Below are 24,415 nucleotides of genomic sequence, written 5' to 3' on the forward strand. Positions count from 1 at the left end.
TTTAGCATCACTACGTAGCAGTATGTCAATGCTGTTAACTGGTATTAGACTTCACAAGCTATTTTGAGGCTTCCGGAAAATCACCATCAGCCTTTTGGACTAATTCTCCAGATGACTTAGAATGAGTATCTCGTCATTGGCTTTTTGTCAAGAGACTCGATGAGCGCCGCTCATAAGGAACAATGAAAATACCTCTTCCCTATCCCCTCTTCCCTACTCCCTATTCCCTATTTTCAACTTAGTCATCTAAGGCCGATTAATGCGATTAAGTAGCCACAGGGAAGCAAGTAAGCCGGCGAAGTGAGCCATGATTGTGTTAATGTTTGCCTGCACCACAAACATATCCAAACCGCTGATAAATGGCTGATTTCCCTGTGGAGAGAAGAAGAATTGTGTTTGGGTAATGGCTCTGGCTGCTAGAGTACCGACGATCGCCTGCGCGCCGAAAAGAGTTAATAATATTCCTACTAGGTCTACTAATACTCCCAAGCGTAATACTTGCACTGTCTCACTTTTGCGGGGACGATTATTGATATTGGCAGACAGCAGTTGGTTTCCCAGTCTGGCATAACGAAAAGCTATATAAATCCCCACACCCAAAGCAATCAGCCCACAAATTGCTAGAAAAATCCCGAAACCCGCTCCTGGATTATTTCCTGGGCTTCCTGGTCTTTGGCTGGAGATAGCATACAATAGCAAAATCACGCCGGACACAACACCCAGTACTAACTGAATCCAAAAACTGATCCAACCTATCAGGCGAAATGTTTGGCCAATAGCCCGAAGATTAGCAGGAGAAGAGGGGGCCTCGCGGTCTTGTGACATATTAATCACCCATGTGCTAGGTGCAAGATATAAGTTAGTATCACACTTACCAGATAGAATAAGACAATCTCAAGTCTAGAAGCTCAGTACTTTATATAGATTTAAGTGTGCTCATATTCATCAAAGCTGGGAAAAGCAACTTCTGAAGTTAGACAAATATCTTCCCCAAATCCTAGCTCCTATTCCCTCAACCCTATTTTCCAGCCCGCAAACTGACAATCACGGTAAAACAAAGTGTTTATTAAGTTATACAGACAAAATCACGTTTTACCTGTAAAATTTCTTCGATGGCATTTTATGCTTAAGCAGTTTTAACCAGCTCGGCATCACTTGACACCCAGATAGTGGTTCTGCCTCTGTCTGATCGCTCCTCACCACACCACACCGTCTTGAGCTTGGCTAGGGACGTAATAACTTGCGCCCCTTAAACTCACACAGCCGTCTCGCGTTTTTAACAGCGTGAGTCCATGTTTTGATGTTTACGCTTCGGCAATTTTACCTAAAGTAGCGATATATACCTGCTCTTTTTTGAGTAGCGATATATACTGTCTACCAGAATTTGTAAATCCCCACCTAAAGCATCTTTTTAGTCACTCACCAACCATGAAACTTGAGGATATATATCAATTTTTTGAGAATCCTCCGCCAACTTACCTCTGTCAGGAACTAGCAGTTTGTTACATTCTGTACGTTTTACTACAAGGTGAATCCTACGGAACCGAGTTAATCCAGCAGTTGGAGAGCGAATATCCCACCTATCGGCTTTCGGATACTGTGCTGTATAGTGCCATTAAATTTCTCGAAGACCAAAGAGCAATCACTGGATATTGGAAAAGACTCGAAGGACGGGGACGTCCTCGGCGGATGTATCAAGTTTCTCCAGAATGGCAAGTTCCAGCCCAGGATTTAGCTCGATTATGGCAAGAGTACATTAATCAGAGGACAAATTAAATAATAATTAATAATGAATAAGTCTCCTCCTGTCAATTAGTTATGGATAATGCTGTTCTGCCATCGACGTTGCTGCTAACTTTGTTGTTATCAGTGGGACTGTTTTTCTTTATTCGTGCTTCGACCAAAGACCGCACAGAAAAAGCGCAACTGGTTTCTGAGCTAGACGAAGCTTCTTTAATGCCTCAATTACAGGAGTATTTTCGCACGCGGTCTTACCGAGTGGCAGCGGTAGACCCTGAAAAAAATCAAGTTATTTTTGAAGGTTTTGTGAAACCAAGCTGGTTTTTAGCGGCTTTTCTAACATTACTAGCAGCAGTTGGTTTAGCTTGTCTATCTTTAGTTGTGTCGCTGCTTTTTCCTAGTTTTGGAGCTTTTTCTTTAGGAATAGTATTACTAGCTCCTCTAAGTGGTCTTTTTTATTGGAAAAAAGCCGGAAGAATCGAGAAAGTGGCTCTGAAGCTGGAAAAGAACCCAGACCAGCACAACTCCTCAAGTAAAATTACAGTAATAGCCCATCGTGACGAACTCATGGAGTTAGAGAGGGCATTACAGTTAAAAATTAGCGAATAAGTAGGAAATTTTTTAACTAAAGAAGTTTGAAGTGTGGAGGATGAAAAGAAATCGCTACACACCTCACCCCTGATGGGCGAAAAAACGAAAATCTTTTGTGTTTACACCCCACTCGTAAAAGAATGGGGTGATTTTGCGCCTCACACTTCATCCTTCATTTGGTAATCTCACAGCAGACAATGTAGGCTTCTGAGCAAACTTTCCGGGATTAGCTTTGGGGAGTGGGAAAGATAATTCATGCGATGCTACTTTTCTCCTAGACAAAAGTCGTCAGGAAAAAATTATATCTTTGTGAGCAAGCGTCCCTAACTATCAGCGGGATAAGCGTGCAACTTCACTTTTGCTTTTGGACACTTCTCGCTCTATCCTCTCTCCCCTCTGCATGATCAAACTCTAAATCAATCCACGCCAGCAAGCATGTTTTGATGTGAGTCGATTTTTCCATTACCTGGACTAGGTTCACTGGCAAATCAGCTAAAAACTAAAAAAAATCTAAATTTTTTGCATAAACTGATTACTTTTGCCAGTTAATTATTGTCAGAGGCTACATCACTGCGTCAGATCACCTTCTATGATTCACCGACCAGCCAAAACTAAAGCTTCCTGACCCGCAGGCGCTTCTAAGGTTCTAAGACTGGGAAACAAGAAATGGTTTTCTTCTACGTATTGAGCACCAAACAGTCCTTTTTCTGCCCAGAAATAACGATCTGTGGTGTGTTCGTTACGCTTTACGAGTAGCAATGCGGGTGGGGCGATGCCTTCGGCTTGAATGAATTTTCTAGCTGCGGTTACAGGTTTTTCTTCGCCACTCTCGATGCTATATTGAGGAACATGCTCCAGAATGCGCCGTCCTTCCTGGCGACGACGACTTTTGCGCTTCCGTCTCCTTGCCAACCTATTTTCCTCCTCTTTCAAGCTGTAGATTGTAGTTATAGCTACAAAATCCGTCGTAATTATATAAGTTCTGGTTCAAAAAATCAAGGGTTTTTAATCCTTTATTCCCAGAAAAATAATATTTTTAAAACGCAGAAAAAACTCAAGTGGTTAGGGATATAATTCCCAGGTGCAGACCATTGCTCTTAAGATTTAGGTAAGCTAGATTGCAAGAGCCAGGGAAAATTATGTCCCTTCTTTATCTTCCCTCAAATTATGTAATATTGAGCAATATCTGAAAAATGTTAATATCTGCCAGTTCTGATTTTATTGCTCTATGCCGAGAGCAAATAGCGTTGCTCACCCAAGGTCTAGGAGCATCGTTAAGTGTTGTGTACTTAACACAAGAATTGGCAGAGGCGCCAACAGGAGACACGAAACTAATTCCTGTGGTGGTCTATCCGGAAACAGCGGTGTTGAAGCCAAAAGAGGGGTCTGGGGAGGGGATAGCACCAGGAAAAATTGATATGAAGGGAATTTTGGTGTTACCTCAGCATCAGCAGAAATTGTTGACTGCTGGCGGGTCTGAGTCTCCGACTGCTACACAGGAAACTCACACACCAGAGGAGTATTTACTGCGTGGGAACCAAATTGTTTTACCCCTGATTCATGAGGGTGTGATGATGGGGTTACTGATGACAGGTAGGGAAGACCGGGCATGGGATGAGCACGAACAAAGTCAAATTCAACAGATAGCTCAAACCTTGGCGATCGCCTGTATTTTAGATCAGCGTCGCGCCTGGTTGCAACAGCAGCTACATCAACAACAAATTCTCCAAGAACAGCAACGAGATTTGCTAGATAATCTCTTGCATCAGTTTCGTAACCCGCTCACAGCATTGCGGACTTTTGGTAAGTTACTTTTAAAGCGCCTCAGGACTGGAGATCCCAACCGCGATGTCGCCGCTAATATTGTGCGAGAAAGCGATCGCCTGCAAGAATTGTTATTACAATTTGATCAAGTTATTGACTTGACAGAGGCAGATTTAGCCACATTATCATTGCCAGAAAATGATGTATTTGTAGAAGCCACTGTCCAAAAAGAAGCCAAACCTGCTTTATTATTGCCGGGGACAGGAGACAAAGAAACTGATTGTGCTTTAGCAGATTTGTTAGCACCGTTATTAGTGTCGGCGAGGGCGATTGCTCAAGAGCGGAATTTACAACTAAAAGCTAAAATTCCTCGCAATTTACCACTAGTCCGTGCCAATATTAAAGCATTACAAGAAGTGTTAAATAATATTATTGATAATGCCTTGAAATACACTCCTCCTGGTGGCAAGATTTTGATTCAGGTAGGACAAGAGAAAGCTAACTTTCAAGGAATTGCTATTAGTGATACCGGGCCGGGAATTCCACCAGAAGATTTAGCGCATTTGGGAGAACGGCATTATCGAGGTGTACAAGCTCAAACAGAAATTCCTGGTACAGGTTTGGGGTTAGCGATCGCTAAACAATTAATTGAGCAAATGCAGGGAGAAATTGAGATTTTTAGCCCAGCAATTAACTCAACTATCACTTCTCCCCAAGCGCCAGGAACTACCTTTATTATTTGGTTGCCGGAAGTTAGGATTTAGTTATCTTAGGGAAACCAATAAGTTTTGGTTGACGGTCATTTGTAGGTCAGTATCTGGGTCAATGGCGATCAGGTCAACGCTATTTTTGCCAAAGAATAGACCAATTAAGGCACCGATACCCGCACCACCCAGGACTTCTTCCGTGGCGATCGCGCGATCGCCTGTGACCGCAGATACAGCGGCGGCGGCGCCTGCACCTAAAACGGTATTCTGAATAATTGCCCCGGTACTGGTGCCTTTGTTAACTGTTTGGGTTTTGGTAATTACTTCAGAAGCGGCATTAATTTGATACTCTTGACCTGTGGTCAAAACTAGTTTTTGGGCGACAAATTGTGAACCACCTTGGGCGGGTTTGAGTTGACCAACTACCTGACTACCAGCGGGAATGACTACTGCTCCTGCTTGGGTGACGACGCTTTGGGATACTGTCAGTGTCAAAGGTGCGGTTTCTTCTTTTGTTACCAAAATCTTCTCGGCTTTGTCGTACTTCACAGGGATAGCAGTTCCCTGGGGAATGGTGACGGATACGGGGACTGGATTGCTTGGTTGTGCGGCGGCGACGATGTATGGTGAGTTGATGGCGCTGGCTTGATTAGAACTAACCAAGGCTTGGTAAATGAACGCTGCTACTTGGGCGCGGGTGGCGGTGGCTGTGGGGTTGAGAAACTTAACGTTGGGATAGTTGACAACTATTTGTTTTTGTGTAGCGGCGGCGATGGGGTTACGGGCGTAATCTGCAATGCTGGAGGTGTCGTTGAAGTATTGTAGAGTGCTGTCTGTGTTGCCGCTGACGCTGTATTCTAGACCGTTGGCGAGGGAAACTAATACTTGCTGGCGTGGAATGGCTTGGTTAGGCTCAAAACGGTTGCCGGGATATCCTGAGAGGAAACCGATGGTATAGGCTTGTTGAATGGCGCTAGATGCCCAGTAGTTGCGGGGTACGTCGGTAAAAGCGATCGCTTGTCGTTGTGGTGCTTTTTGAAAAGCTTTGTTGACCATAGCAGCAAATTGGGCCCGCGTCACTGCTTCTTCGGGACGGAAGCTACCATCAGGAAATCCGGCGATGACACCCCGCTGTGATAATTCTTGAATAAATTGTGCCGCCCAATAGTTAGATTGGACATCAGAAAAAGTAGTTTGAGCAAAAGATGGTGCTGCGGTGGTGAAGGGGGCGACAGCACCGATGGTGACGCTGATTGCCATCAGTGCAGCTGTTCCAGATTGCCAACGATTTAAGTTAAACATTTAATTTAAAGACTCCTTTAAATGTATTTTTTTCTGTTAGTTGATTAGACATTTTTTTAATTGCATAGTTCCCGGTTTTTTGGTTTTGAAAATACTAAACTTTCGGGATAAAAATAAGCGATCGCCACTTTTGATATTGTGAGCGATCGCTATCAGGAATTATGAAAATTACAATGGCAATTAAATTTAGCTTAGAAGGGATTTAATACTAAGCTAGAGTTGAGTGAAATTGCTAAATCTCGCTCTGGTCTGACCACGAAGACGTCAGCTTCATTTTTCCGCAGCAATACGCTAGCTAAAGCACCCGCCGCCGCGCCGCCAATAGGTTCTAAAATTTCAATTTTTTTATTACCTGTGAGCAGGGAAATGGCAGTAGCTGCGCCTGCACCAATAGCTGCGTCTGTTAATATACTGCTGGTGTTAGTTCCCTTGGATATTCTTTCTGTTTGGCTATATGTTCGAGAAGTGGCGTTGATTTGTTGACGTCGCCCAGAAGCAAAAACTAACTCTTGAGCTGCAAACCTCACGCCTTGTCTTTGGTTGTTGGTATCTGTGCGGAAACTACCGCTTAAACTGACTGGTTCTAATCTCCCAACTACTTCAGTTCCTGCGGGAATCAACACGTTTCTATTGCTATCAATAATGTCGCTGGCTATTTTCAATGTTATGGGTACAGTTTCCCCTGGAGTTACGACAATTTTATCTTTTTCGTAGGTAAGAGGAAAACTCACATTCCGGTTAGCGGGAATAGTAACTGTGCGAGATTGCCTCAGATTATATTGTCCATTGTTATTGAATTGAGCATTTACCGGGGAGAAGGTAAAGAGGGGGGTAATAGCACCTGCGGTAATCGCCATTGTCATGAGTGCAGCGGTTCCAGGTTTCCAGCGATGAAGGGGAGCCATAAGAAGATTTCCGTTGATATCTGTGATGTAGTTGATGACGCGGATTCACTGAGATTGTTTCTGGCTATTTTTAAACCTATCTATAGTCATATTCCGAAAGTTAAGGAGTTTTATCGACGGTACGTAGTGACGATTGTTCCTGATACTGATGTTTATTTATTAGACAGATTCAGAAATTAAGAATGCTCTACCTATAACTTTTGTGGAGATGCCAAATTTAGCGTTTCTAGATTCATTCCGCAGTATGTCTATTCAATAGTTAAAAATTAGAGATTGGCAAAATAAAACTTCTCTAAGTGGTGAGAATGTGCGAATATTTCCACAGTTAAGAATTTGGCAATTAAAATATCTCATACTATTGTGATGTCGCTCTAAAAAAATCAGATATCATCCACATCATGGTGGAAAGGTTGCATGGTAAGTCTCCCGCCAAAGGCATCAAAGGAAATTGTCCGGGATGTGTTATTTTTCTCTGAGAGTAGTAAAAATACTTGCTCAATGATGAAAAACTTCATCAAGATAATGTTAAATTTTGTAAATTTGCGGATGGAAATACTAGAAACCTGAATTCTACCTAGTTAAACTAACAAAAAGTGCATCTGTACTGTTAATAATTAAAAATAGATGTGGCGCTATAGCCTCAATGATCCCAGTACAACTTATCCTCAAAAACTTCCTCAGTTACCGTGATGCATCTTTAGATTTCAGCGGTTTGCACACGGCTTGTATTTGTGGTTCTAATGGTGCAGGTAAATCTTCCCTCTTGGAAGCAATCACTTGGGCAATTTGGGGTGAAAGCCGCGCCGCGACTGAAGATGATGTGATCCATTCTGGCTCGAAGGAAGTTCGAGTCGATTTCACCTTTGAAAATAATCAGCAAAAATATCGAGTAATTCGCACCCGAATTCGTGGTGGAACCGGCGTTTTAGAATTTCAAATTGAAACACCTTCTGGGTTTCGTCCACTAACGGGTAAAGGGGTAAGGGCGACGCAGGATGTGATTTTAGAGCATATCAAGCTTGATTATGATACTTTTATTAATTCAGCTTACTTGCGTCAAGGGCGTGCCGATGAATTTATGCTCAAGCGCCCGGCTGAACGGAAAGAAATTTTAGCAGAATTGTTGAAACTCAATCAGTATGATGAACTGGAGCAAAGAGCTAAGGAATCTGCAAATCAGTTGAAAGCTAGAGCAGAAGAATTAGAACGGTCTTTGGAGGGGATGAAAACTCAACTACAACAACGAGAAGTCACACAAACCCAAAGATCAGATTTAGCCAGTGAACTGAACCAATTGCAACAAGTCCAGGCTTTTGAGAATATCCAGTTACAAAGTTTGCAGGTGGTGCAGCACCAGCGGCAAAATTGGGAACAACAGCTAGGTTTTGTGAGGCAACAATATCATAATTTGAATCAAGACTGCGATCGCCTGCAACAAGAACAGTCAGCCGTAAAAAGTCAGTTAGCAGATTTAGCGGGTATCTTACAGCAAGAAGCACAAATCAAAGCCGGCTACATTCAACACCAAAGTCTGCAATCTCAAGAAGAAGCTTTAACAGCCAAGTTTGCAGAATACACCCGTGCTCAACAGTCTCGCCAACAACAGCAGCAACAATTAACTAAACAAATTCAAGAACTGGAACGCCAACTGCAACAAGCCCAAGCTCAATTGGAAGCTTTGCTACAACAAGAGCGAGAAATTCAGCAAACTCTGACCAAATCAGGGGAAGTAGAAGCAGCTTTGGCGCAATTAGCCGCAGCACGTCAGCATGTGGCGCATCTGGATGAATTGCAAATGCGCGTCACTCCCTTGTTGAAACAACGGCTCAGTTTACAAAGCCAACTTGACCGCACTCATGCTGGTTTGGTAGCGCGTATCGAACAACTCCAAGCGACAGAAAACCAACTACAACGCCAGCAGGGGCGCCAACCCCAACTGCAACAAGCGGTGATGGATGTGGGAGTGCAGATTGAAGAGTTGGAAAAAAAGCGGGTTTATCTACAGCGTGTCCAAGAAAAAGGACAGGAAAGGCGTCATTTTATTGAACGCTTGCAAGCTCATCAACGAGATTATGAAAAACTCATCGGAGAATTAGAGCAGAAATTGCAAATGCTCCAGACTCCCAATGCTCTTTGTCCTTTGTGTGAGCGTCCTTTAGATGAGCACCATTGGGATCGGGTAGTAGACAAAACCGAAACCGAGTTGCAAGATACTCAAGGACAATTTTGGGTAGTCCGAGAACAGATGGCTGTGTCAGACAGAGAAATTCAGGTATTGAGGCAAGAATATCGGGAAATTTCCCAACAATTAGCCGCTTATGATGCTTTAAGGGAACAGCGGGGACAGCTGGCTGCTCAGTTACAAGCCACCAGCGATGTGGAAGAACAGTTAGAATTAATTGCAGCGGAGAAAGAACATTTAGAGCGATCGCTCCACGCAGGCAGTTACGCCCCAGAAAAGCAAGCCGAACTGCAACAATTAGACCAATATCTGCAACAATTAAATTATGATGAGCAAAACCATGCCCTAGCTCGGAGCGAGGTCGAGCGCTGGCGGTGGGCAGAAATTAAACTCCAACAAATTAAAGATGCTACCAAGCGCCAAGGCCAACTTGCAGCCCGCAAACCAGAACTACAAAGCCACATAGACCAATTAGAAGTCAGAATTGAGCAGGAACAAACTGATTCTGATTTAGCTATAAAAATTACTGACCTAGACCGTTATATTACGGAAATTGGCTACAATGCAGAGCAGCACAATCAAGCGCGAATAGCGATCCGACAAACTCAATCTTGGGAGTTACGCTATCAGCAGCTGCTCTCATCTCAACAACAATATCCCCAACTTCAGGCGAGATGGCAAGAATTGGAAGCCTCTAAAAATAGCAGACTAGCTCAAAGACAAACGCTAACTGTTCAAATTGAAGATTTTGTTCAACAGCTAGAAGCCACAGCAAACCCAACTAGTCAGATTCAAGCTTTAGAGCAACAGTTGCAAATCCGCAGACGGGAACTTGATGAAAAGATAGCCAAGTTGGGACGCTTGGACGAGTTAGCTCACCAGTTGGAAACCCTGCAAATTCAGTATGAGCAACAGCAACAACTACTGCAATCCTGTAAGCAGGAATATCGAGTGTATCAGGAATTGGTCGTGGCTTTTGGTAAAAAAGGCATCCAAGCTTTGATGATTGAAAATGTCTTACCGCAATTGGAAGCCGAGACAAATCAACTTTTATCGCGGCTCAGTGCTAATCAGTTGCATGTGCAATTTATTACACAAAAGGCTGGACGCAATAGCAAGTCAACTAAGAAGAATGTGAAATTAATCGATACCTTGGATATTTTAATTGCCGACGCCAAAGGAACGCGAGCTTATGAAACTTATTCTGGTGGGGAAGCCTTTAGAATTAACTTTGCGATTCGTTTAGCTTTGGCGAAATTGTTAGCGCAGCGAGCGGGAGCGGCTTTGCAACTGCTAATTGTGGATGAAGGCTTTGGTACACAAGACGCGGAAGGATGCGATCGCTTAATTGCGGCCATTAATGCCATCTCCGCCGATTTTGCCTGTATACTCACAGTTACCCACATGCCCCATCTCAAAGAAGCCTTTCAAGCTCGCATTGAAGTGAATAAAAGCCAGCAAGGCTCCCAGATACGCTTGTTAATTTAAGAGTTGTGGGGACGTGTTGCTCAATTAAGAGATAAAAAAATCTTTAGGGTTAATTAATATCTATGCTTGCCAATACAATTTTTGTAAGTGCTCCTCAGTTGTTGTCAGGGGCACATTATCGACGATTTTTTTTAGTCAGCTTAACTGAGAATGTAGAAGTAACAAGCTGAGTAATTAGCCGCAGATTCGTGGAAGTATTTACAGATAACTAGATGAATTTTAGCATAATCGTTTATATTTACCTCAAAAGATTATCATAACTATATCCAAGCTATACAAGATGCATTTTTGTTCCCAAACCCTAATGTACTAGACTAAACATTGATCAATGTGAGATTTTTGTTAATTGTGATACCTAAAACCATTAATTGTTTGAGGGAAGACTAGCGCATCTACAGTTTTTCAGGTTTAGTAAAAATTACATCTATCATCAAAAGACTGCAAACTTCATGTGGTGTGAAAATCAAGAGAGGAGTGGCAACATGGATTTACGTAGGGATGCACTGCAAATCCTGAAAGATACTAGTAGAACTTTTTATATTCCCATTAGTATTTTACCGCCAGGATTACAAGAAGCAGTTGCATCAGCATACTTGTGTATGCGAGCCATCGATGAAGTCGAGGATCATCCAGAATTGGATAACCTCACCAAAGCCAAGCTGTTACGAACGATTAGCTGGACATTACAAACAGGGGTTGATGGCTTTGCGGTTGATGCTTTCTCCTTGGGGTTTAAGGGATACGAGAATACTTTAGCAGAAGTGACTGTGGGAATTAGGGAATGGTCAATCTTAGCGCCAGAAGCGATCGCCCCCCGGATTTGGGACGCCACCGCAGCAATGGCAGATCGGATGGCTGATTGGGCAGAAAAAAACTGGAAAGTCGAGACAGAATCAGACTTAGATCGCTATACGTTCGGGGTGGCTGGTGCGGTGGGGCTGTTGCTATCAGATTTATGGGCTTGGTATGATGGCACCCCGTCTAACCGTACTCAAGCGATTGGGTTTGGTCGAGGCTTACAAGCTGTGAACATCCTCCGTAATCATACTGAAGACTTGAAGCGAGGAGTAGACTTTTTTCCAGAGGGTTGGACGGCTGCTCATATGCATGAATATGCCCGCCGTAACCTAGCCCTGGCCGATGTCTACACCAATTCCTTACCTACAGGCCCGGCTTTGGATTTTTGTCAAATACCGTTAACTTTAGCACATGGCACCCTGGATGCTTTAGCGAATGGTAAAGAAAAACTCAGCCGTCGTGATGTCTTAGCACTGATCCAACAGCTGATTGGTGCAAGCATGAAAGCTAGTTAGGCGAGAATGCTGAAGTCTAAAGTATGAAGTCTGAAAGGAAAAAGTTTTTCCCAACAGCTTTTCTCACTTCTTTCCCTAGCCCCTCAAGCTGAAGGATGAAGTATGAAGTCTGAAAGGAAAAAGTTTTTCCCAACAGCTTTTCTTATTTCTTTCCCTAACTCCTAACCCCATTCCCTATTTCCAAAAGAGAGAGATTAGTGAAAAAAACTCTATTCCTCAGCCCTCCTTCCTTCGATGGGTTTGATGGCGGTGCTGGCTCAAGATACCAAGCCAAGCGCGAAATTACATCTTTTTGGTATCCTACATGGTTGGCTCAACCTGCAGCCCTTGTTCCTGGTAGCAAGCTGGTAGATGCGCCACCACATAATCAAACTGTGGCAGATGTGCTAGAAATCGCCAAGGATTACGAGCTGGTTATTATGCACACCAGCACACCTTCACTGAGTAATGATGTCAAGTGTGCGGAAGCGATTAAAGCCCAAAATCCAGATGTCCAAATTGGCTTTGTTGGCGCCCATGTAGCCGTTTTAGCAGAAGAGACACTACGAGACCACCCGGTGATTGATTTTGTTTGTCGCAACGAATTCGACTATACCTGCAAAGAACTAGCCGAAGACAAACCCTGGGCACAAATCAAAGGTTTGAGTTACCGCGATCGCCACAATGATATCTGCCACAATGAAGAACGTCCATTAATCCACGACTGGGATGCTATGCCTAGTGTCCTCCCCACCTACGCCCGTGACTTAGACATCAACAAATACTTTATCGGCTACCTACTGCATCCCTACATTTCCTTTTACACTGGGCGTGGTTGTCCAGCAAAATGCACCTTCTGTCTCTGGCCGCAAACTATCGGTGGACATCTCTATCGTCATAAAAGCCCGGAAGCTGTGGGACGAGAGATGGAGGAAGCCAAAGCAATTTTTGGCGACAAGGTGCGGGAATATATGTTTGATGACGATACTTTCACCATTGATAAACATCGGGCGATCGCTATTAGTGAACACATGCAGCGACTCAAATTAACATGGAGTTGCAACGCCCGTGCCAATCTCGATTATGATACCCTAAAAACATTACGCGACAACGGTCTGCGGTTGTTACTGGTTGGTTTTGAATCTGGTAATCAAGATATTCTCAACCGCATCAAAAAGGGTATCAAGCTGGAAGTGGCGCGGGAATTTATGAAAAATTGCCACAAACTTGGCATCACCGTTCATGGCACTTTCATTATCGGTTTACCTGTGGAAACTCAGGAAACTATCGAAGAAACAATCCGTTTCGCCTGTGAACTCAGCCCCCACACCATCCAAGTTTCCATCGCCGCACCCTACCCCGGTACGGAACTTTATGAACAAGCCAAGGAAAACGGCTGGTTTACAGATCAATCTTTAGTGGCTAACTCCGGTATTCAAACCTCAACACTGCAATATCCCAATCTTTCCAGTGCGGCGATTGAAGATGCAGTCGAGCGCATGTACCGCAAATTCTACTTCCGTCCCCAAGCGATTATCCCCATTGTGCGCGAAATGTTGGGCGATCGCCAGATGTTGGTACGTCGTCTGCGCGAAGGTGGAGAGTTTTTCTCCTACCTCAAAGAACGCCGCAACCAAGCCACCGCCAATGCTAAACATCTAGTAGGGGCTAGGGAGTAGGGAGTAGGGGCTAGAGACTAGGGAGTAGGGATGAGGGATATGAGGGAGTGCAAAGAGAAAAAGAATTTATGCTTCCCCTCCTCCCACACCTCCCCCTCTTCCCACACCCCTCACACCTTCCCCTCATCCCACGCCCCCCACACTTCCCACACTCCTCTATGCCTAATTCCCAACGTCCACGCTTCGCTATCATTAATGGCGATGATTTCGGTTTTTCTCACGGTGTCAATCAGGCGATTATCCAAGCCCATGAACAAGGGGTGCTAACTAGCACCAGTTTGATGGTAACGGGTGATGCGGCTGAGGAGGCGATCGCCTGGGCACGTAATCACCCCAGTTTGGCTGTCGGGTTACATTTAGTATTAGTATGCGGTCAGTCGGCCCTACCACCTTCCCAGATTCCCCATCTGGTTGACGCTATGGGCAATTTTTCTAACAGTCCTCTGCAAGCTGGGTTGCGTTACCAATTCCATCCCGCTATCCGTGAGGAACTATGGCGAGAAATCCGCGCCCAATTAAAAAAATTTCATAATTCTGGGTTGTCCCTGTCTCATGTGGATGGGCATTTACATTTACACACTCATCCAGTAATTTTACGTATATTGGTAGAGTTAGCGCCAGAGTTTGATATCAAAGTCATCAGGCTACCAAAGGAAGAATTGAGGCTAAATTTGAAGCTGGACAAGCACAATTTGCTAACTAAGCTGGCGTGGTCTGGTGTGTTTGGTGGCTTGCGGCGCTACGGTGAGGGTTTATTAAAAGCTCATAATATCAGTTTTGCCGAGCAGGTCTACGGGTTGCTGCAAACTGGGAAGATGAACGAGGCATATTTGCTAAATCTGATACCGCAAATTCAAGCCGATTTAGTAGAAATTTATTCACACCCAGCAGTATTAAAGACTGGGGAACCACTGAATGGCCCGCCGCAGTCTGGAGAAATGGAACTGACAGCGCTGTTGAGTGATCAAGTCCGGGAAGCGCTATCAGCTAATGGTTTTGAGCGAATTAACTGGATTGACTATTGCAATCAGCAACACCGCTAAATGTAACCAACCTGCAGGTTATGAGGGGGTGAGAGCGTGTTGTTGTAAATCTGCGAGATTGCAGACTTCCAAGGCTCTGATATGAGTAGCTGCAAGCACCACTGGTGGCGCAACACCAGCTTCTAGAGCTTCTTGCCAACGAGCAGCACATAAACACCAGCGATCGCCTGGCCGCAATCCGGGAAAATTAAATTGAGGTACTGGTGTACTCAAGTCGTTTCCCTGAGATTTAGTAAACTGTAAAAATTCTGCTGTCAGTTGAGCACAAACAACGTGCATCCCAAAATCCTGACCGCCTGTATGACAAAATCCATCACGATAATAGCCAGTCATGGGAGAGCTACAACACATCTCCAGGTTTGTATTGAGTACATTTTTAGCTGCTGACATTTTATATTCCTTGATAGTGCTTGTCATATTCAATTTTGCCGTATTCTAATTTGACTATCCGGTCTGCTAGATGAAAATAGCGATCGTCGTGGCTAATTGCTAATACAGTTTTCCCTCTCTGTTTCAATTCTGGTAGCAGTTGAGTATAGAAAATTTCTTTAAATATTGGGTCTTGGTCAGCAGCCCATTCATCAAATAAATAAATCGGTCTGTCTTCTAAATAAGCTGTGAGCAAAGCTAATCGTTTCCGTTGTCCTTGAGAAAGCGCTGTTGTTGAAAGCTGCCCATTTGCTATTTTTACTTTATGGTCTAATTGCAGTTGTTTGAGGTAATCTCTAGCTTGAATATCCAAATCAGGATTTTCTAATCCTAAAAGTTCTGCAAATAAATAAAAATCCGAAAAAATGACTGCAAAATGTTGCCGATACCATTCTCGATTTTGTTGATTAATTGCTTCTCCATCCCAGAATATGTCTCCACTTTCTGGGATATAAAGTCCGGTAATTAGTTTCGCCAAAGTAGATTTACCGCTGCCATTACCACCAACAATAAATACTATTTCCTGGGGATACAAAGTCAAATTGATAGGGCCGAGATTAAAACCATTATCTTCTGTTTCCGAATAATAATTATGAGTAACTTTTTGAAATTGTAACTTTTGCCAAGAAGTTTTTAAATCTGGTGGTACTGTTGACAATTCTGAGCGGCTAGCCAAAGATAAACCCAAAGATTCTATTTTTTTTAAAGCAACATTAGCTTTGCTGATTTGAGGCAGATTGCTGACGATATTATCCATCGGCAACATTAAATAAGTAAAAGTCAAAATGTAGCCAGATAAAGTTTGAGGACTAATACTAATTAACTTGGGCAGAGCAAATATTAAAAAACCAATAGCGAAGAAAAACAGGAGCTTACCCCAGCTAGTAGTGGTGGCAAATAGAGTTAGTCCATCCACATTGTGACGCCGAAATCTATTAGCTGCTGCTTGCAAATATTTTGACAAAAATACTTGGCGGCGTTGATAATTTAGTTTGAGTTCTTTGACTCCATCGGTAATAGTGCCTAAATGCTTGAATAGCATATCTTGGTCTTCTCTCGCCAAGGCTAAGAGTTTTCCGCCTCTATTTAATAGCCACTGACAGCTACCTATTCCAACCACCATTAAACTGACTAAAATTAACAAAATTAACCAAGATAACCAAGTAATATAAACTAGACAACCTAAAACCATTGCCAAATCAATACACAAAAAAGGAATTACATACACAGAGTTAGCAACAGCTTGTACATCATCTGTTAAAGTGGCTAAAATTCTGGGACTTCCTAACTGTTCTAAATGACTTAATTCCGAAGCCAATATCTGCTGACTTAAGCGCAATCTTAATTCTAAAACAGCATTTTGTGATAAGCGAATCAGCATTACTTGGGAAATGATACTGGTGATGAGAGCCACTGCTACTAGCCCTAAAAACCACCAAGCTATATATGCTATGGATATAGAAGTACCACCGTTAGCAGCAGCGCTGATGAGGGCGATTAATCCAGCGCTGCTACCACCACTTAGGAATCCTGTGACAATGGCTATCGTCACCATCCTCCAAGAAGAACGTAGCAGAAAAAGAATCAGATTCATGATTACTAATGCCTAAGTTGTGAAATTTGGTCTTCTCGAAGTGAGATGGCGATCGCTATTAATGAGCCTTGACTAATATGATTTTAAAACTATAAGTTAGCTGTTTTTTGCTGAAAAAATTTATTTGTATCATCTCACCTGAAAAGGTATGAGGTATGCCCTGACTACTCATCCCTAGTCTTTAGTAATCTTGCTTGCTGTATACTAAGCTTTGGCGCTAGTATCTGCTTTTTAAGGCTTTGTGCACATGTCAATGATCGAGCTAGTGCTGTTAATTCTTTGTTTAGCAGCTGTGATCTTCTATGGCTATGGAATTTATGCAGCGATCGCTTTTATTCGCCATCCCCAGTCCATAAATTCCCAATTCCACCCAGCCATCAGCATTCTCAAACCAGTTTGTGGGCTAGATCGTGACACTCAAACCAATCTGGCGTCATTTTGTCAGCAAGATTATCCAGAATATCAGATTGTCTTTGCGGTGCGCGATCGCCATGACCCAGTAATTGCGGTTGTCGAAAAGTTGATCCTCCAGTTCCCACAGGTGGATGTGCAATTGGTCGTGAGCGATCGCATTATTGGCGCTAACCTCAAGGTCAGCAATCTGGCTAATGCTGTGGTTGCGGCTAAACATGAAGTTTTGCTGATGGCTGATAGTGATATCCGTGTGGGTAAGGACTATTTACAACGAGTAATTCAACCTTTACAAGACGACAATGTGGGTGTAGTCACTTGTTTATATCGCTCCCTAGCAGCAGGATGGGTGACAACTTTAGAAGCAGTCGGAACTGCTACTGATTTCCCCACAGGAGTTTTAGTCAGCAACCAAAATTCCGGGATAAAATTTGCTTTCGGTTCGACTATTGTTATTCGTCAACAAGTGCTAAAGGCGATCGGCGGATTTGGAGCGATCGCTGATTACTTGGCTGATGATTTCCAACTGGGATACTTACCAGCCCAAGCGGGTTACAAAGTTATACTCTCAGATTATATAGTTGACCATGTTTTAGAAACCAGCACTTTATTTGATGCTATTCAAAGACAAATCCGCTGGGCGCGTTGTATCCGGGTTTCCCGACCTTGGGATTATTTGGGACTACTGTTGACTCATGGTACTTGCAATAGCTTGTTGTTGTTGGTGGCTACGGGTGGTTCAACACTAGGATGGCTAGTGTTAATTATTACTTGGGTAATGCGACTGTTAATGGGTTGGGTTGTAAGCGTAAAAATTTTGCATGACCCAGTTGCCAAAAAGTTTTGGTGGGTGATTCCTGTGCGTGATTTAATTAGCTTTGTGATTTGGTGTCTAGGCTGGATGGGTAGCACAATACAATGGCGGGGACAGCAGTTGAGGCTGGGTAGGGGCGGTAAAATGACTACTGTGGTCTAAGCGATCGCACGGTTTTCCCACCCAGAGTTTATTTCTGATTTCTTCAGTCTGCAAAACTCATAAATAATCTCTGCATTAAATGCCAGTTTTTATTAATAAAATTTGAGCCAATCCTCCAGAAAGTTATGTAAATGAGCCGGAATTCAAATAGAATAATTGATATAAACTCTCATTATGACATCTAGTTAAATCACAATTCAGTACTAAAAGGTGCTTTTAAAAACAAGCGATTCTATCTTCAGATAGATGTCTTGGTTAATTTTGAATCTCAAATGTTGTCTTTGGTGTCAAGCTTTAGAAATAAAAATACAGATAAACATTGCATTTCTCAAAAAAATTGTTATATTAATTTACATAGACGCAATAATTATTCGTAAATCCAATTTGGAGTACTAACCATGACAGACACAACAAGAATCGCGGCTCCTGTAGTTGAAGATCGTAATGCTTGGCGCTGGGGCTTTACTCCACAAGCAGAAATTTGGAACGGTCGCTTGGCGATGATCGGTTTTCTCGCAGCTGCTTTGATAGAATTGTTCTCTGGTGAAGGCTTTTTACACTTCTGGGGCATTCTCTAAGCTTTAATATTCAAGATAAGTCACGCATAAAAAAAGCCTGGAAGTGAACTTACACTTCCAGGCTTTTTGTTTTTTGTTTATGTGCCATTTGTCATACAATCTAGACAAATGACACAGAACTAATCTCTAGCGGATATATTCCTTGAGAACGCTGTTACGATTTGGGTGACGTAACTTACGGAGAGCCTTCGCCTCAATTTGACGAATCCGTTCACGAGTAACATTAAAAATCTGTCCAATTTCCTCAAGAGTCTTCATTCGTCCGTCATCTAAGCCATAACGAAGTCGGAGAACATCTCTTTCCCTGGGGCTGAGACTATCAAGGACTTTTTCCAAATCTTCACGAAGGAGATTTTTGGAAACTTGGTCTTCTGGTGTCTCACCGTCGGATTCAATAAAATCGCCCAATCGGGAGTCTTCTTCTTTCCCTATGGGCGTTTCTAGTGAAATAGGTAATTGAGCGGATTTAGCAATAAACCGCAGTTTCTCAATAGTCATTTCCATGCGAGTCGCAATTTCTTCTTCGGTGGGTTTGCGACCCATTTCTTGAGAAAGCAGCTTGGTGGTTTTCTTGATCCGTGAGATAGTTTCGTATAGATGAACTGGGAGACGGATAGTGCGAGATTGGTCAGCTATTGCCCTGGTAATTGCTTGACGAATCCACCATGTAGCGTATGTAGAAAACTTATAACCCTTTTCATGGTCAAACTTTTCTGCGGCGCGAATCAAGCCAAGACTACCTTCTTGAATTAAATCTTGAAAAGATAAGCCCCGATTCATGTATTTCTTGGCAATTGAAACCACAAGGCGGAGGTTAGATTGCACCATCTTATCTTTCGCCCTCCGACCAATATGTAGGCGGTAGCGAAAGGCTGGTAATGGTAGTTGTACAGCTTCTGCCCATTCACTATCTTTAGGGTCACGATCCAACTGTTCTGAAAGTCTTTCTCGTACCCTTTCTAATTCCAACAAATCGGCAATTTTCCGCGCCAATTCGATTTCTTCATCTGCTCGTAACAGACGAATTCGACCAATCTCTTGTAGGTAAAGGCGAATCGAATCTTCGGTGTAATGCTTTTTTTTACTTTGTGTCCGACGACGCGATTTAGCGGCTTTTCCAGACTTTGCGTCGTCCTCATCAGACTGAGGCTCTAAAAACTCATCAATTTCGCCATCATCGGTGATCAGCAAGTCCTCTTCATCGTCTATTAAGAGTTCTTCTAACTCGAGCTCAGGCTGATTTATCATTTCTAGGTCAGGCTGATAAATGCTTTCGAGTACGTTGTTAGCCTGGTTCATGCCGCGTTCCTCATGCTCCTTGCAGAATCAATTACTCAAGATGTGCTTACTGCTCATCATAAATGAGCTAGTTTCAAAGCTGAAAATATTGTTTTTGGCTAATTTACCAACAATATTTTCGGCGTTTTTGTCTCTCCCTTAAAGGAGTTTATTACTAAGTGTGAAAACCGCTGTAAAAGCTGCTCTGCCCACTTCAGTAAAAGCTATATGTGTTGCTTTCGCACACAACCTTACAACTGACTGGTCAAAAAAAAGACACGTCTTGATCAAAAAACTCACTACGACAAACAAAAGGATGTGGTTGTCGGCAGATTTTCTGACTAAAGACTGTTCCGATTGTAGCCTGTTTCACAGAAATTGCACTCTTTTTGTGTGTTAATCATCAAGTCATTTAGTAAGTTAAAGCCACCATCATCAAAAAGACTTGAGAAAGGGTGCTTGTACCTGGAAATCTTTTTGAAAACTTTTTGGAATTTTAGTGGCATTCTCATTACATTAAGATGAAGACAAACATGCCAGTGAATGATTTTTAGTATGATGCACAATATCAATCACTTAGCAATAGCGCATTTTATGTTAACTCAGGTGGTCAGCATTAGTGCACCCATTTTTACATTTCCTTTATAAATAACCAACTCCGTAGACAAAGGTAATACTTTTGGCAGTTTATATACAGCAAGTATGATGGTGCTTGCTTTTAGGAATTCTGCCTTGTACATACCAATACCTAAACTGATGAGTAAGGGTTGTGGCGAAATCAGCCAGAAGACAGTCGAATGAAAATTTAACTGATTTGGCCTTATTCACACGTTAGCGCACTGCTGATAATTCAGCTTGATCAAGCTTGACACACTTTTTTTGAGCCATACAACGACATTTTAATCAATTGATCAAGGATTTGACATTGAGGATGATTAATATTGTCGTACTGTAAGGTAAAAGTGTATCGTACATATCTACAATCTTGGTCGCCAATACGGCAAAATTATGATTGTAAAGGTCATTTGACAACAAAATTGTATTTACTGTTAGCAATGAGAAATAGCAACACAAAAAAGTTGGCTAGTTGCTTTTCTACCATGTTCTTCAAGAAATACACTTAATTGTATGTGAGCTTTAAGGCTTTCAAACTTATGAGAAAAATTACTTGTATTTATTCTTACTTGGCATACTTAACTAGATGTTGTTTGATAGATGATAGAGTTTAGCTCTTTTGAGGATAACAAATGTTGTTTTAACTCCTGAGCTAAATCAATTACTAGCCGTAGAGCAATAATTTAAGGCTCTACTGACTTGCACAATTGTTATACTTATTTTTACTTAGTTTTTCAATGTTCATATATCTTATTAAATAATCTTAATCTACGTAATCATCTCAAATAGATTTTCCCCGGTATTTCTTTGTGTTTATCCCCTAAATCAAACCGGGGAACCGTAGTATGACTAAACTACTGCCTTGTAGGGTTAGTTTTCAAACTGACTTTAAACCCTGTGGGCACAATCACCTGATCAACTATGTGAATCACGCCGTTACTGGCTGGGATATCTGCCTGAGCTACTGTAGCACCATTAACGGTAATTGTGTTGCTGGCACGGTCTACCTTGATTGTTACTGGACTACCCTCAAGGGTTTTAACTTGACCAGATTTAAGTTCAGTAGCGGTAATCCGCCCTGGGATAACGTGATAAGACAAAAGCTGCACTAATTTTTGCTTATTTGCTGGCTTGAGGAGATTGTCTAAAGTTGTTTTTGGCAAAGCTGCAAAAGCGGCGTCAGTGGGTGCGAAAACTGTGTAAGGCCCTGGTGCAGATAGCCTGTCAGTTAAGCCTGCAGCTTGTACAGCTTTAGCTAGGGTTTGAAACTGTCCCTGATTGGCTGATGACTGTAGCTGTTGTACTAAATTTTGGTTGGGGCTAGCAGTGGGAGTGGCTGTGATTGTAGGAATGGGTGTTGTTGGTGTTTGCGTCACGGGAGGGACGGTAGTTGTTGGTGTTTCTGCTAAAGGAGAGGCGGTAGTTGTTGTTGGTGTTTGCGTCACGGGTTCAGCACAGGCGGACAAAGCTAGAAGGCTACATCCACCAACAATATTGAATAAAGCTTTGCGTACAATTCCTTTGCTCGTTTTCATAGGTTCATATAAAGACAATTATTGATAATAGTTAATAAATTTCCGGTGTCTGTCCCTCAGTCTAATGACGTAGTTTGCAGAAACTGTAAGCTTTCATGAGCAAAGTTAGCTAATTTCTTATTTCGTCATCAGCCAAAAGAAACGAATAAAAAAGGTAATGGGTGATTGGTCTAACGCTCTCACCCATTACCTTGATCAGTCTGGTTTCTTTTGTCTATTCGTGTAGCAGCAAGGCTTAGATATCTAAATCCGTGAGGTTAAGTTTAGAACCGTAGGTTTCGATAAATTCGCGTCTTGGTGCAACACGATCGCCCATTAAAATTGTAAAAATGCGATCGGCTTCGGCTGCATCTTCAATTTCTACTTGCTTCATTTTGCGGGTTTCTGGGTTCATGGTGGTGTCCCAAAGTTGTTGGGGCATCATTTCACCTAAACCTTTGAAGCGTTGGATGTTATAGTTAGCGTTGCTAGGAAGAGTAGCGATGTACTGCTGCAGTTCGCGATCGCTATAGCAATATTCATGATTGCGCCCACGTTCTACTTTGAATAGTGGCGGACAAGCAATGTAGATGAAGCCCTGCTCTATGAGTGAACGCTGGTAGCGATAGAAGAATGTTAACAACAGTGTACGGATGTGCGCTCCATCTACGTCAGCATCCGTCATAATCACAATCCGGTGATAACGTAGTTGGGAGGCGTCGAATTCTTCACCTTTGACACCCAAACCCAGGGCGGTAATTAGCGCTTGGACTTCGTTGTTTTTATAAATTTTGGCGTCGTCAGTCTTCTCGATATTCAGAATTTTACCGCGTAGAGGCAGGATGGCTTGGGTACGGCGATCGCGTCCTTGTTTGGCGCTACCGCCCGCTGAATCGCCTTCAACGATGAATATCTCGGATTCGCCGGGATCACGGGAGCTGCAATCAGCGAGTTTACCAGGTAATGGCGACGATTCCAGCACAGATTTGCGCCGCACTAACTCCCGTGCGTGACGGGCTGCTTCTGCAGCTTTAAAGGCTTGAATAGCTTTATCTAGGACTGCATCGGCGACACTGGGGTGAAATTCTAAGTATTCGGTGAGAACTTCGCCTACTAAAGAATCGACTATTCCGCGGACTTCCGTGTTACCAAGTTTGGTTTTAGTTTGTCCTTCAAATTCGGGATCGGGAACTTTGACGGAAATGACTGCTGTTAAACCTTCACGGACGTGTTCACCGCTGAGGTTGGCTTCATTTTCTTTGATTTTATTGCGTTTGCGGGCGATCGCATTTAATGTCCGAGTCAACACCGCCTTCAAGCCTTCTAGGTGAGTACCACCGTCAACTGTGCGAATATTATTAGCAAATCCCAAAACATTGTCTGTGTAAGCATCTGTACACCACTGCAAAGCCACTTCTACTTGAACATTGTTGCGTTCCCCCTGTACATAGATAATTTCTTCATGTAAAGGTTGTTTCTCGCGGTTCATGTAGGCAATATACTCTTTAATACCACCCTTGTATTCGTAGGTTTCTACCTTGGGTGTGTCGCTTTTTAGCAGTTCTAGCCGATTGTCAGCAAAAGTAATTTTGACACCAGCGTTCAAATAAGCTAGTTCCCGCAAGCGACCGGCTAAAGTGATGTAGTCAAACTCCGTACTCAGGGTAAAAATTTGTGAATCTGGTTTAAAGGTAACAGAAGTCCCAGTTTTAGCTTCTTTGTGAGGCTTTACTTGCAACTCACTCACCGGAAAACCGCGTTCATAGCGCTGGAGGTGAGCTTTTTTATCCCGCCAAACTGTCACTTCCACAAACTCAGACAAGGCGTTCACAACAGAAATCCCTACCCCGTGTAATCCCCCAGAAACCTTGTAGCCGCCACCGCCAAACTTACCGCCAGCGTGCAGTACCGTCAACACAGTTTCCAACGCCGATTTTCCTGTTTTTGGGTGAATATCAGTAGGGATACCCCGACCATCATCTGTAACTGTCACAGAACCATCAGCATTGAGATCCACTTCGACATGGGTACAGTAACCTGCCAAAGCCTCATCAACGGAGTTATCCACTACCTCGTAAACTAAATGGTGGAGTCCCCGCGGGCCTGTAGTACCAATGTACATTCCTGGTCGTTTGCGGACGGCTTCCAGACCTTCCAGAACTTGAATCTGATCGGCACTGTAACTGCTCGTCATGAAAATTCTCCTGATCGTGGGGTTGAAATCGCCCAAAGGACAAAAAAAGTTAAATCACTCCAAAATTTTAACACAAAAGCCTTGGTGGCGTCTGTAGAGCAATTTGATGGGAAGTTTGTACGGGGGTTGCAAC

The 24,415-nt window shown here is 43.0% G+C and carries 19 protein-coding genes; 9 read left to right on the forward strand and 10 right to left on the reverse strand.

The features are described from left to right. Nucleotides 1-246: 246 nt before the first annotated feature. Entirely contained in the window at nt 247-825 is a 579-nt protein-coding gene (locus MIC7126_RS0119035) for a DUF3611 family protein (RefSeq protein WP_017654763.1), read from the reverse strand. Between the two features lie 603 nt (nt 826-1,428). Here MIC7126_RS0119035 and MIC7126_RS0119040 point away from each other — a divergent pair. Continuing rightward, nucleotides 1,429-1,776, forward strand: coding sequence for a PadR family transcriptional regulator (locus tag MIC7126_RS0119040; RefSeq protein WP_017654764.1), 348 nt, complete (start codon nt 1,429-1,431; stop codon nt 1,774-1,776). A 42-nt stretch (nt 1,777-1,818) separates the two neighbouring features. Next, nucleotides 1,819-2,349 carry a cofactor assembly of complex C subunit B gene (locus tag MIC7126_RS0119045; RefSeq protein ID WP_017654765.1) on the forward strand — a complete coding sequence of 177 codons (531 nt, stop codon included), beginning with the start codon at nt 1,819-1,821 and terminating at the stop codon, nt 2,347-2,349. Between the two features lie 576 nt (nt 2,350-2,925). Here the strand turns inward: MIC7126_RS0119045 and MIC7126_RS0119055 are convergent. Beyond that, nucleotides 2,926-3,243 carry a DUF3155 domain-containing protein gene (locus tag MIC7126_RS0119055; RefSeq protein ID WP_015129573.1) on the reverse strand — a complete coding sequence of 106 codons (318 nt, stop codon included), beginning with the start codon at nt 3,241-3,243 and terminating at the stop codon, nt 2,926-2,928. Nucleotides 3,244-3,524: 281 nt separating this feature from the next. Between MIC7126_RS0119055 and MIC7126_RS0119060 the strand changes: the two genes are divergently transcribed. Continuing rightward, nucleotides 3,525-4,859, forward strand: coding sequence for a GAF domain-containing sensor histidine kinase (locus tag MIC7126_RS0119060; RefSeq protein ID WP_017654767.1), 1,335 nt, complete (start codon nt 3,525-3,527; stop codon nt 4,857-4,859). On the opposite strand, the gene MIC7126_RS0119065 is transcribed toward MIC7126_RS0119060, so the two are convergent. The 3 genes from MIC7126_RS0119065 to MIC7126_RS32290 all read right to left on the reverse strand — a co-directional run bounded on the left by MIC7126_RS0119065 (nt 4,860) and on the right by MIC7126_RS32290 (nt 7,524). Beyond that, entirely contained in the window at nt 4,860-6,104 is a 1,245-nt protein-coding gene (locus MIC7126_RS0119065; RefSeq protein WP_017654768.1) for an S-layer homology domain-containing protein, read from the reverse strand. Between the two features lie 191 nt (nt 6,105-6,295). Further along, nucleotides 6,296-7,009, reverse strand: coding sequence for a hypothetical protein (locus MIC7126_RS0119070; RefSeq protein ID WP_017654769.1), 714 nt, complete (start codon nt 7,007-7,009; stop codon nt 6,296-6,298). A gap of 380 nt (nt 7,010-7,389) precedes the next feature. Further along, a complete protein-coding gene (locus tag MIC7126_RS32290) occupies nt 7,390-7,524 on the reverse strand; it encodes a hypothetical protein (RefSeq protein WP_274517493.1) in 135 nt (44 codons plus the stop codon). Between the two features lie 128 nt (nt 7,525-7,652). Here MIC7126_RS32290 and sbcC point away from each other — a divergent pair, with 128 nt between their 5' ends. The 4 genes from sbcC (at nt 7,653) to hpnK (ending at nt 14,693) form a co-directional block, all read left to right on the forward strand. After that, nucleotides 7,653-10,679 carry an exonuclease subunit SbcC gene (sbcC, locus tag MIC7126_RS0119080; RefSeq protein WP_017654770.1) on the forward strand — a complete coding sequence of 1,009 codons (3,027 nt, stop codon included), beginning with the start codon at nt 7,653-7,655 and terminating at the stop codon, nt 10,677-10,679. Nucleotides 10,680-11,161: 482 nt separating this feature from the next. Beyond that, a complete protein-coding gene (locus tag MIC7126_RS0119085) occupies nt 11,162-11,992 on the forward strand; it encodes a squalene/phytoene synthase family protein (RefSeq protein ID WP_017654771.1) in 831 nt (276 codons plus the stop codon). A 197-nt stretch (nt 11,993-12,189) separates the two neighbouring features. Next, nucleotides 12,190-13,650 (forward strand): hopanoid biosynthesis associated radical SAM protein HpnJ, encoded by a 1,461-nt coding sequence (gene hpnJ, locus MIC7126_RS0119090; RefSeq protein ID WP_017654772.1) that lies wholly within the window; start codon nt 12,190-12,192, stop codon nt 13,648-13,650. A 158-nt stretch (nt 13,651-13,808) separates the two neighbouring features. After that, nucleotides 13,809-14,693: a hopanoid biosynthesis-associated protein HpnK gene (gene hpnK, locus MIC7126_RS0119095; protein ID WP_017654773.1), complete on the forward strand. Its 885-nt coding sequence runs from the start codon at nt 13,809-13,811 to the stop codon at nt 14,691-14,693. 18 nt (nt 14,694-14,711) lie between these two features. Here the strand turns inward: hpnK and MIC7126_RS0119100 are convergent, their stop codons facing one another. Both MIC7126_RS0119100 and MIC7126_RS0119105 read right to left on the reverse strand, forming a co-directional pair. Continuing rightward, nucleotides 14,712-15,083: a DUF2237 family protein gene (locus MIC7126_RS0119100; RefSeq protein WP_026100376.1), complete on the reverse strand. Its 372-nt coding sequence runs from the start codon at nt 15,081-15,083 to the stop codon at nt 14,712-14,714. 1 nt (nt 15,084) lies between these two features. Next, nucleotides 15,085-16,716: a cyclic peptide export ABC transporter gene (locus MIC7126_RS0119105; protein ID WP_026100377.1), complete on the reverse strand. Its 1,632-nt coding sequence runs from the start codon at nt 16,714-16,716 to the stop codon at nt 15,085-15,087. A 247-nt stretch (nt 16,717-16,963) separates the two neighbouring features. Here MIC7126_RS0119105 and hpnI point away from each other — a divergent pair, with 247 nt between their 5' ends. Together hpnI and MIC7126_RS0119115 are read left to right on the forward strand one after the other, a co-directional pair. Next, nucleotides 16,964-18,103 carry a bacteriohopanetetrol glucosamine biosynthesis glycosyltransferase HpnI gene (gene hpnI, locus MIC7126_RS0119110; RefSeq protein WP_026100378.1) on the forward strand — a complete coding sequence of 380 codons (1,140 nt, stop codon included), beginning with the start codon at nt 16,964-16,966 and terminating at the stop codon, nt 18,101-18,103. A 398-nt stretch (nt 18,104-18,501) separates the two neighbouring features. Next, a complete protein-coding gene (locus MIC7126_RS0119115; RefSeq protein ID WP_017654777.1) occupies nt 18,502-18,681 on the forward strand; it encodes a chlorophyll a/b-binding protein in 180 nt (59 codons plus the stop codon). Nucleotides 18,682-18,807: 126 nt separating this feature from the next. On the opposite strand, the gene rpoD is transcribed toward MIC7126_RS0119115, so the two are convergent. The 3 genes from rpoD to gyrB form a co-directional block, all read right to left on the reverse strand. Continuing rightward, nucleotides 18,808-19,980 carry an RNA polymerase sigma factor RpoD gene (rpoD, locus tag MIC7126_RS0119120; protein WP_017654778.1) on the reverse strand — a complete coding sequence of 391 codons (1,173 nt, stop codon included), beginning with the start codon at nt 19,978-19,980 and terminating at the stop codon, nt 18,808-18,810. A gap of 1,448 nt (nt 19,981-21,428) precedes the next feature. Continuing rightward, complete coding sequence (locus MIC7126_RS0119130) at nt 21,429-22,109, reverse strand: fasciclin domain-containing protein (RefSeq protein WP_017654780.1); 681 nt, start codon at nt 22,107-22,109, stop codon at nt 21,429-21,431. A 235-nt stretch (nt 22,110-22,344) separates the two neighbouring features. Continuing rightward, nucleotides 22,345-24,282, reverse strand: coding sequence for a DNA topoisomerase (ATP-hydrolyzing) subunit B (gene gyrB / locus MIC7126_RS0119135; RefSeq protein ID WP_017654781.1), 1,938 nt, complete (start codon nt 24,280-24,282; stop codon nt 22,345-22,347). Nucleotides 24,283-24,415 lie beyond the last annotated feature (133 nt).

It is taken from the genome of Fortiea contorta PCC 7126, assembly GCF_000332295.1.
GTDB classification, from domain to species: domain Bacteria; phylum Cyanobacteriota; class Cyanobacteriia; order Cyanobacteriales; family Nostocaceae; genus Fortiea; species Fortiea contorta.

Bases quoted from the DNA above. Each gene is read 5' to 3' on its own strand.
- sbcC (WP_017654770.1), top strand. From the start codon at position 7,653: ATGATCCCAGTACAACTTATCCTCAAAAACTTCCTCAGTTACCGTGAT.
- MIC7126_RS0119040 (WP_017654764.1), top strand. From the start codon at position 1,429: ATGAAACTTGAGGATATATATCAATTTTTTGAGAATCCTCCGCCAACT.
- MIC7126_RS32290 (WP_274517493.1), bottom strand. From the start codon at position 7,524: ATGAAGTTTTTCATCATTGAGCAAGTATTTTTACTACTCTCAGAGAAA.
- MIC7126_RS0119060 (WP_017654767.1), top strand. From the start codon at position 3,525: ATGTTAATATCTGCCAGTTCTGATTTTATTGCTCTATGCCGAGAGCAA.
- MIC7126_RS0119130 (WP_017654780.1), bottom strand. From the start codon at position 22,109: ATGAAAACGAGCAAAGGAATTGTACGCAAAGCTTTATTCAATATTGTT.
- MIC7126_RS0119085 (WP_017654771.1), top strand. From the start codon at position 11,162: ATGGATTTACGTAGGGATGCACTGCAAATCCTGAAAGATACTAGTAGA.
- rpoD (WP_017654778.1), bottom strand. From the start codon at position 19,980: ATGAACCAGGCTAACAACGTACTCGAAAGCATTTATCAGCCTGACCTA.
- MIC7126_RS0119115 (WP_017654777.1), top strand. From the start codon at position 18,502: ATGACAGACACAACAAGAATCGCGGCTCCTGTAGTTGAAGATCGTAAT.
- MIC7126_RS0119045 (WP_017654765.1), top strand. From the start codon at position 1,819: ATGGATAATGCTGTTCTGCCATCGACGTTGCTGCTAACTTTGTTGTTA.
- MIC7126_RS0119035 (WP_017654763.1), bottom strand. From the start codon at position 825: ATGTCACAAGACCGCGAGGCCCCCTCTTCTCCTGCTAATCTTCGGGCT.
- MIC7126_RS0119070 (WP_017654769.1), bottom strand. From the start codon at position 7,009: ATGGCTCCCCTTCATCGCTGGAAACCTGGAACCGCTGCACTCATGACA.
- hpnK (WP_017654773.1), top strand. From the start codon at position 13,809: ATGCCTAATTCCCAACGTCCACGCTTCGCTATCATTAATGGCGATGAT.
- MIC7126_RS0119105 (WP_026100377.1), bottom strand. From the start codon at position 16,716: ATGAATCTGATTCTTTTTCTGCTACGTTCTTCTTGGAGGATGGTGACG.
- gyrB (WP_017654781.1), bottom strand. From the start codon at position 24,282: ATGACGAGCAGTTACAGTGCCGATCAGATTCAAGTTCTGGAAGGTCTG.
- MIC7126_RS0119065 (WP_017654768.1), bottom strand. From the start codon at position 6,104: ATGTTTAACTTAAATCGTTGGCAATCTGGAACAGCTGCACTGATGGCA.
- MIC7126_RS0119100 (WP_026100376.1), bottom strand. From the start codon at position 15,083: ATGTCAGCAGCTAAAAATGTACTCAATACAAACCTGGAGATGTGTTGT.
- hpnI (WP_026100378.1), top strand. From the start codon at position 16,964: ATGTCAATGATCGAGCTAGTGCTGTTAATTCTTTGTTTAGCAGCTGTG.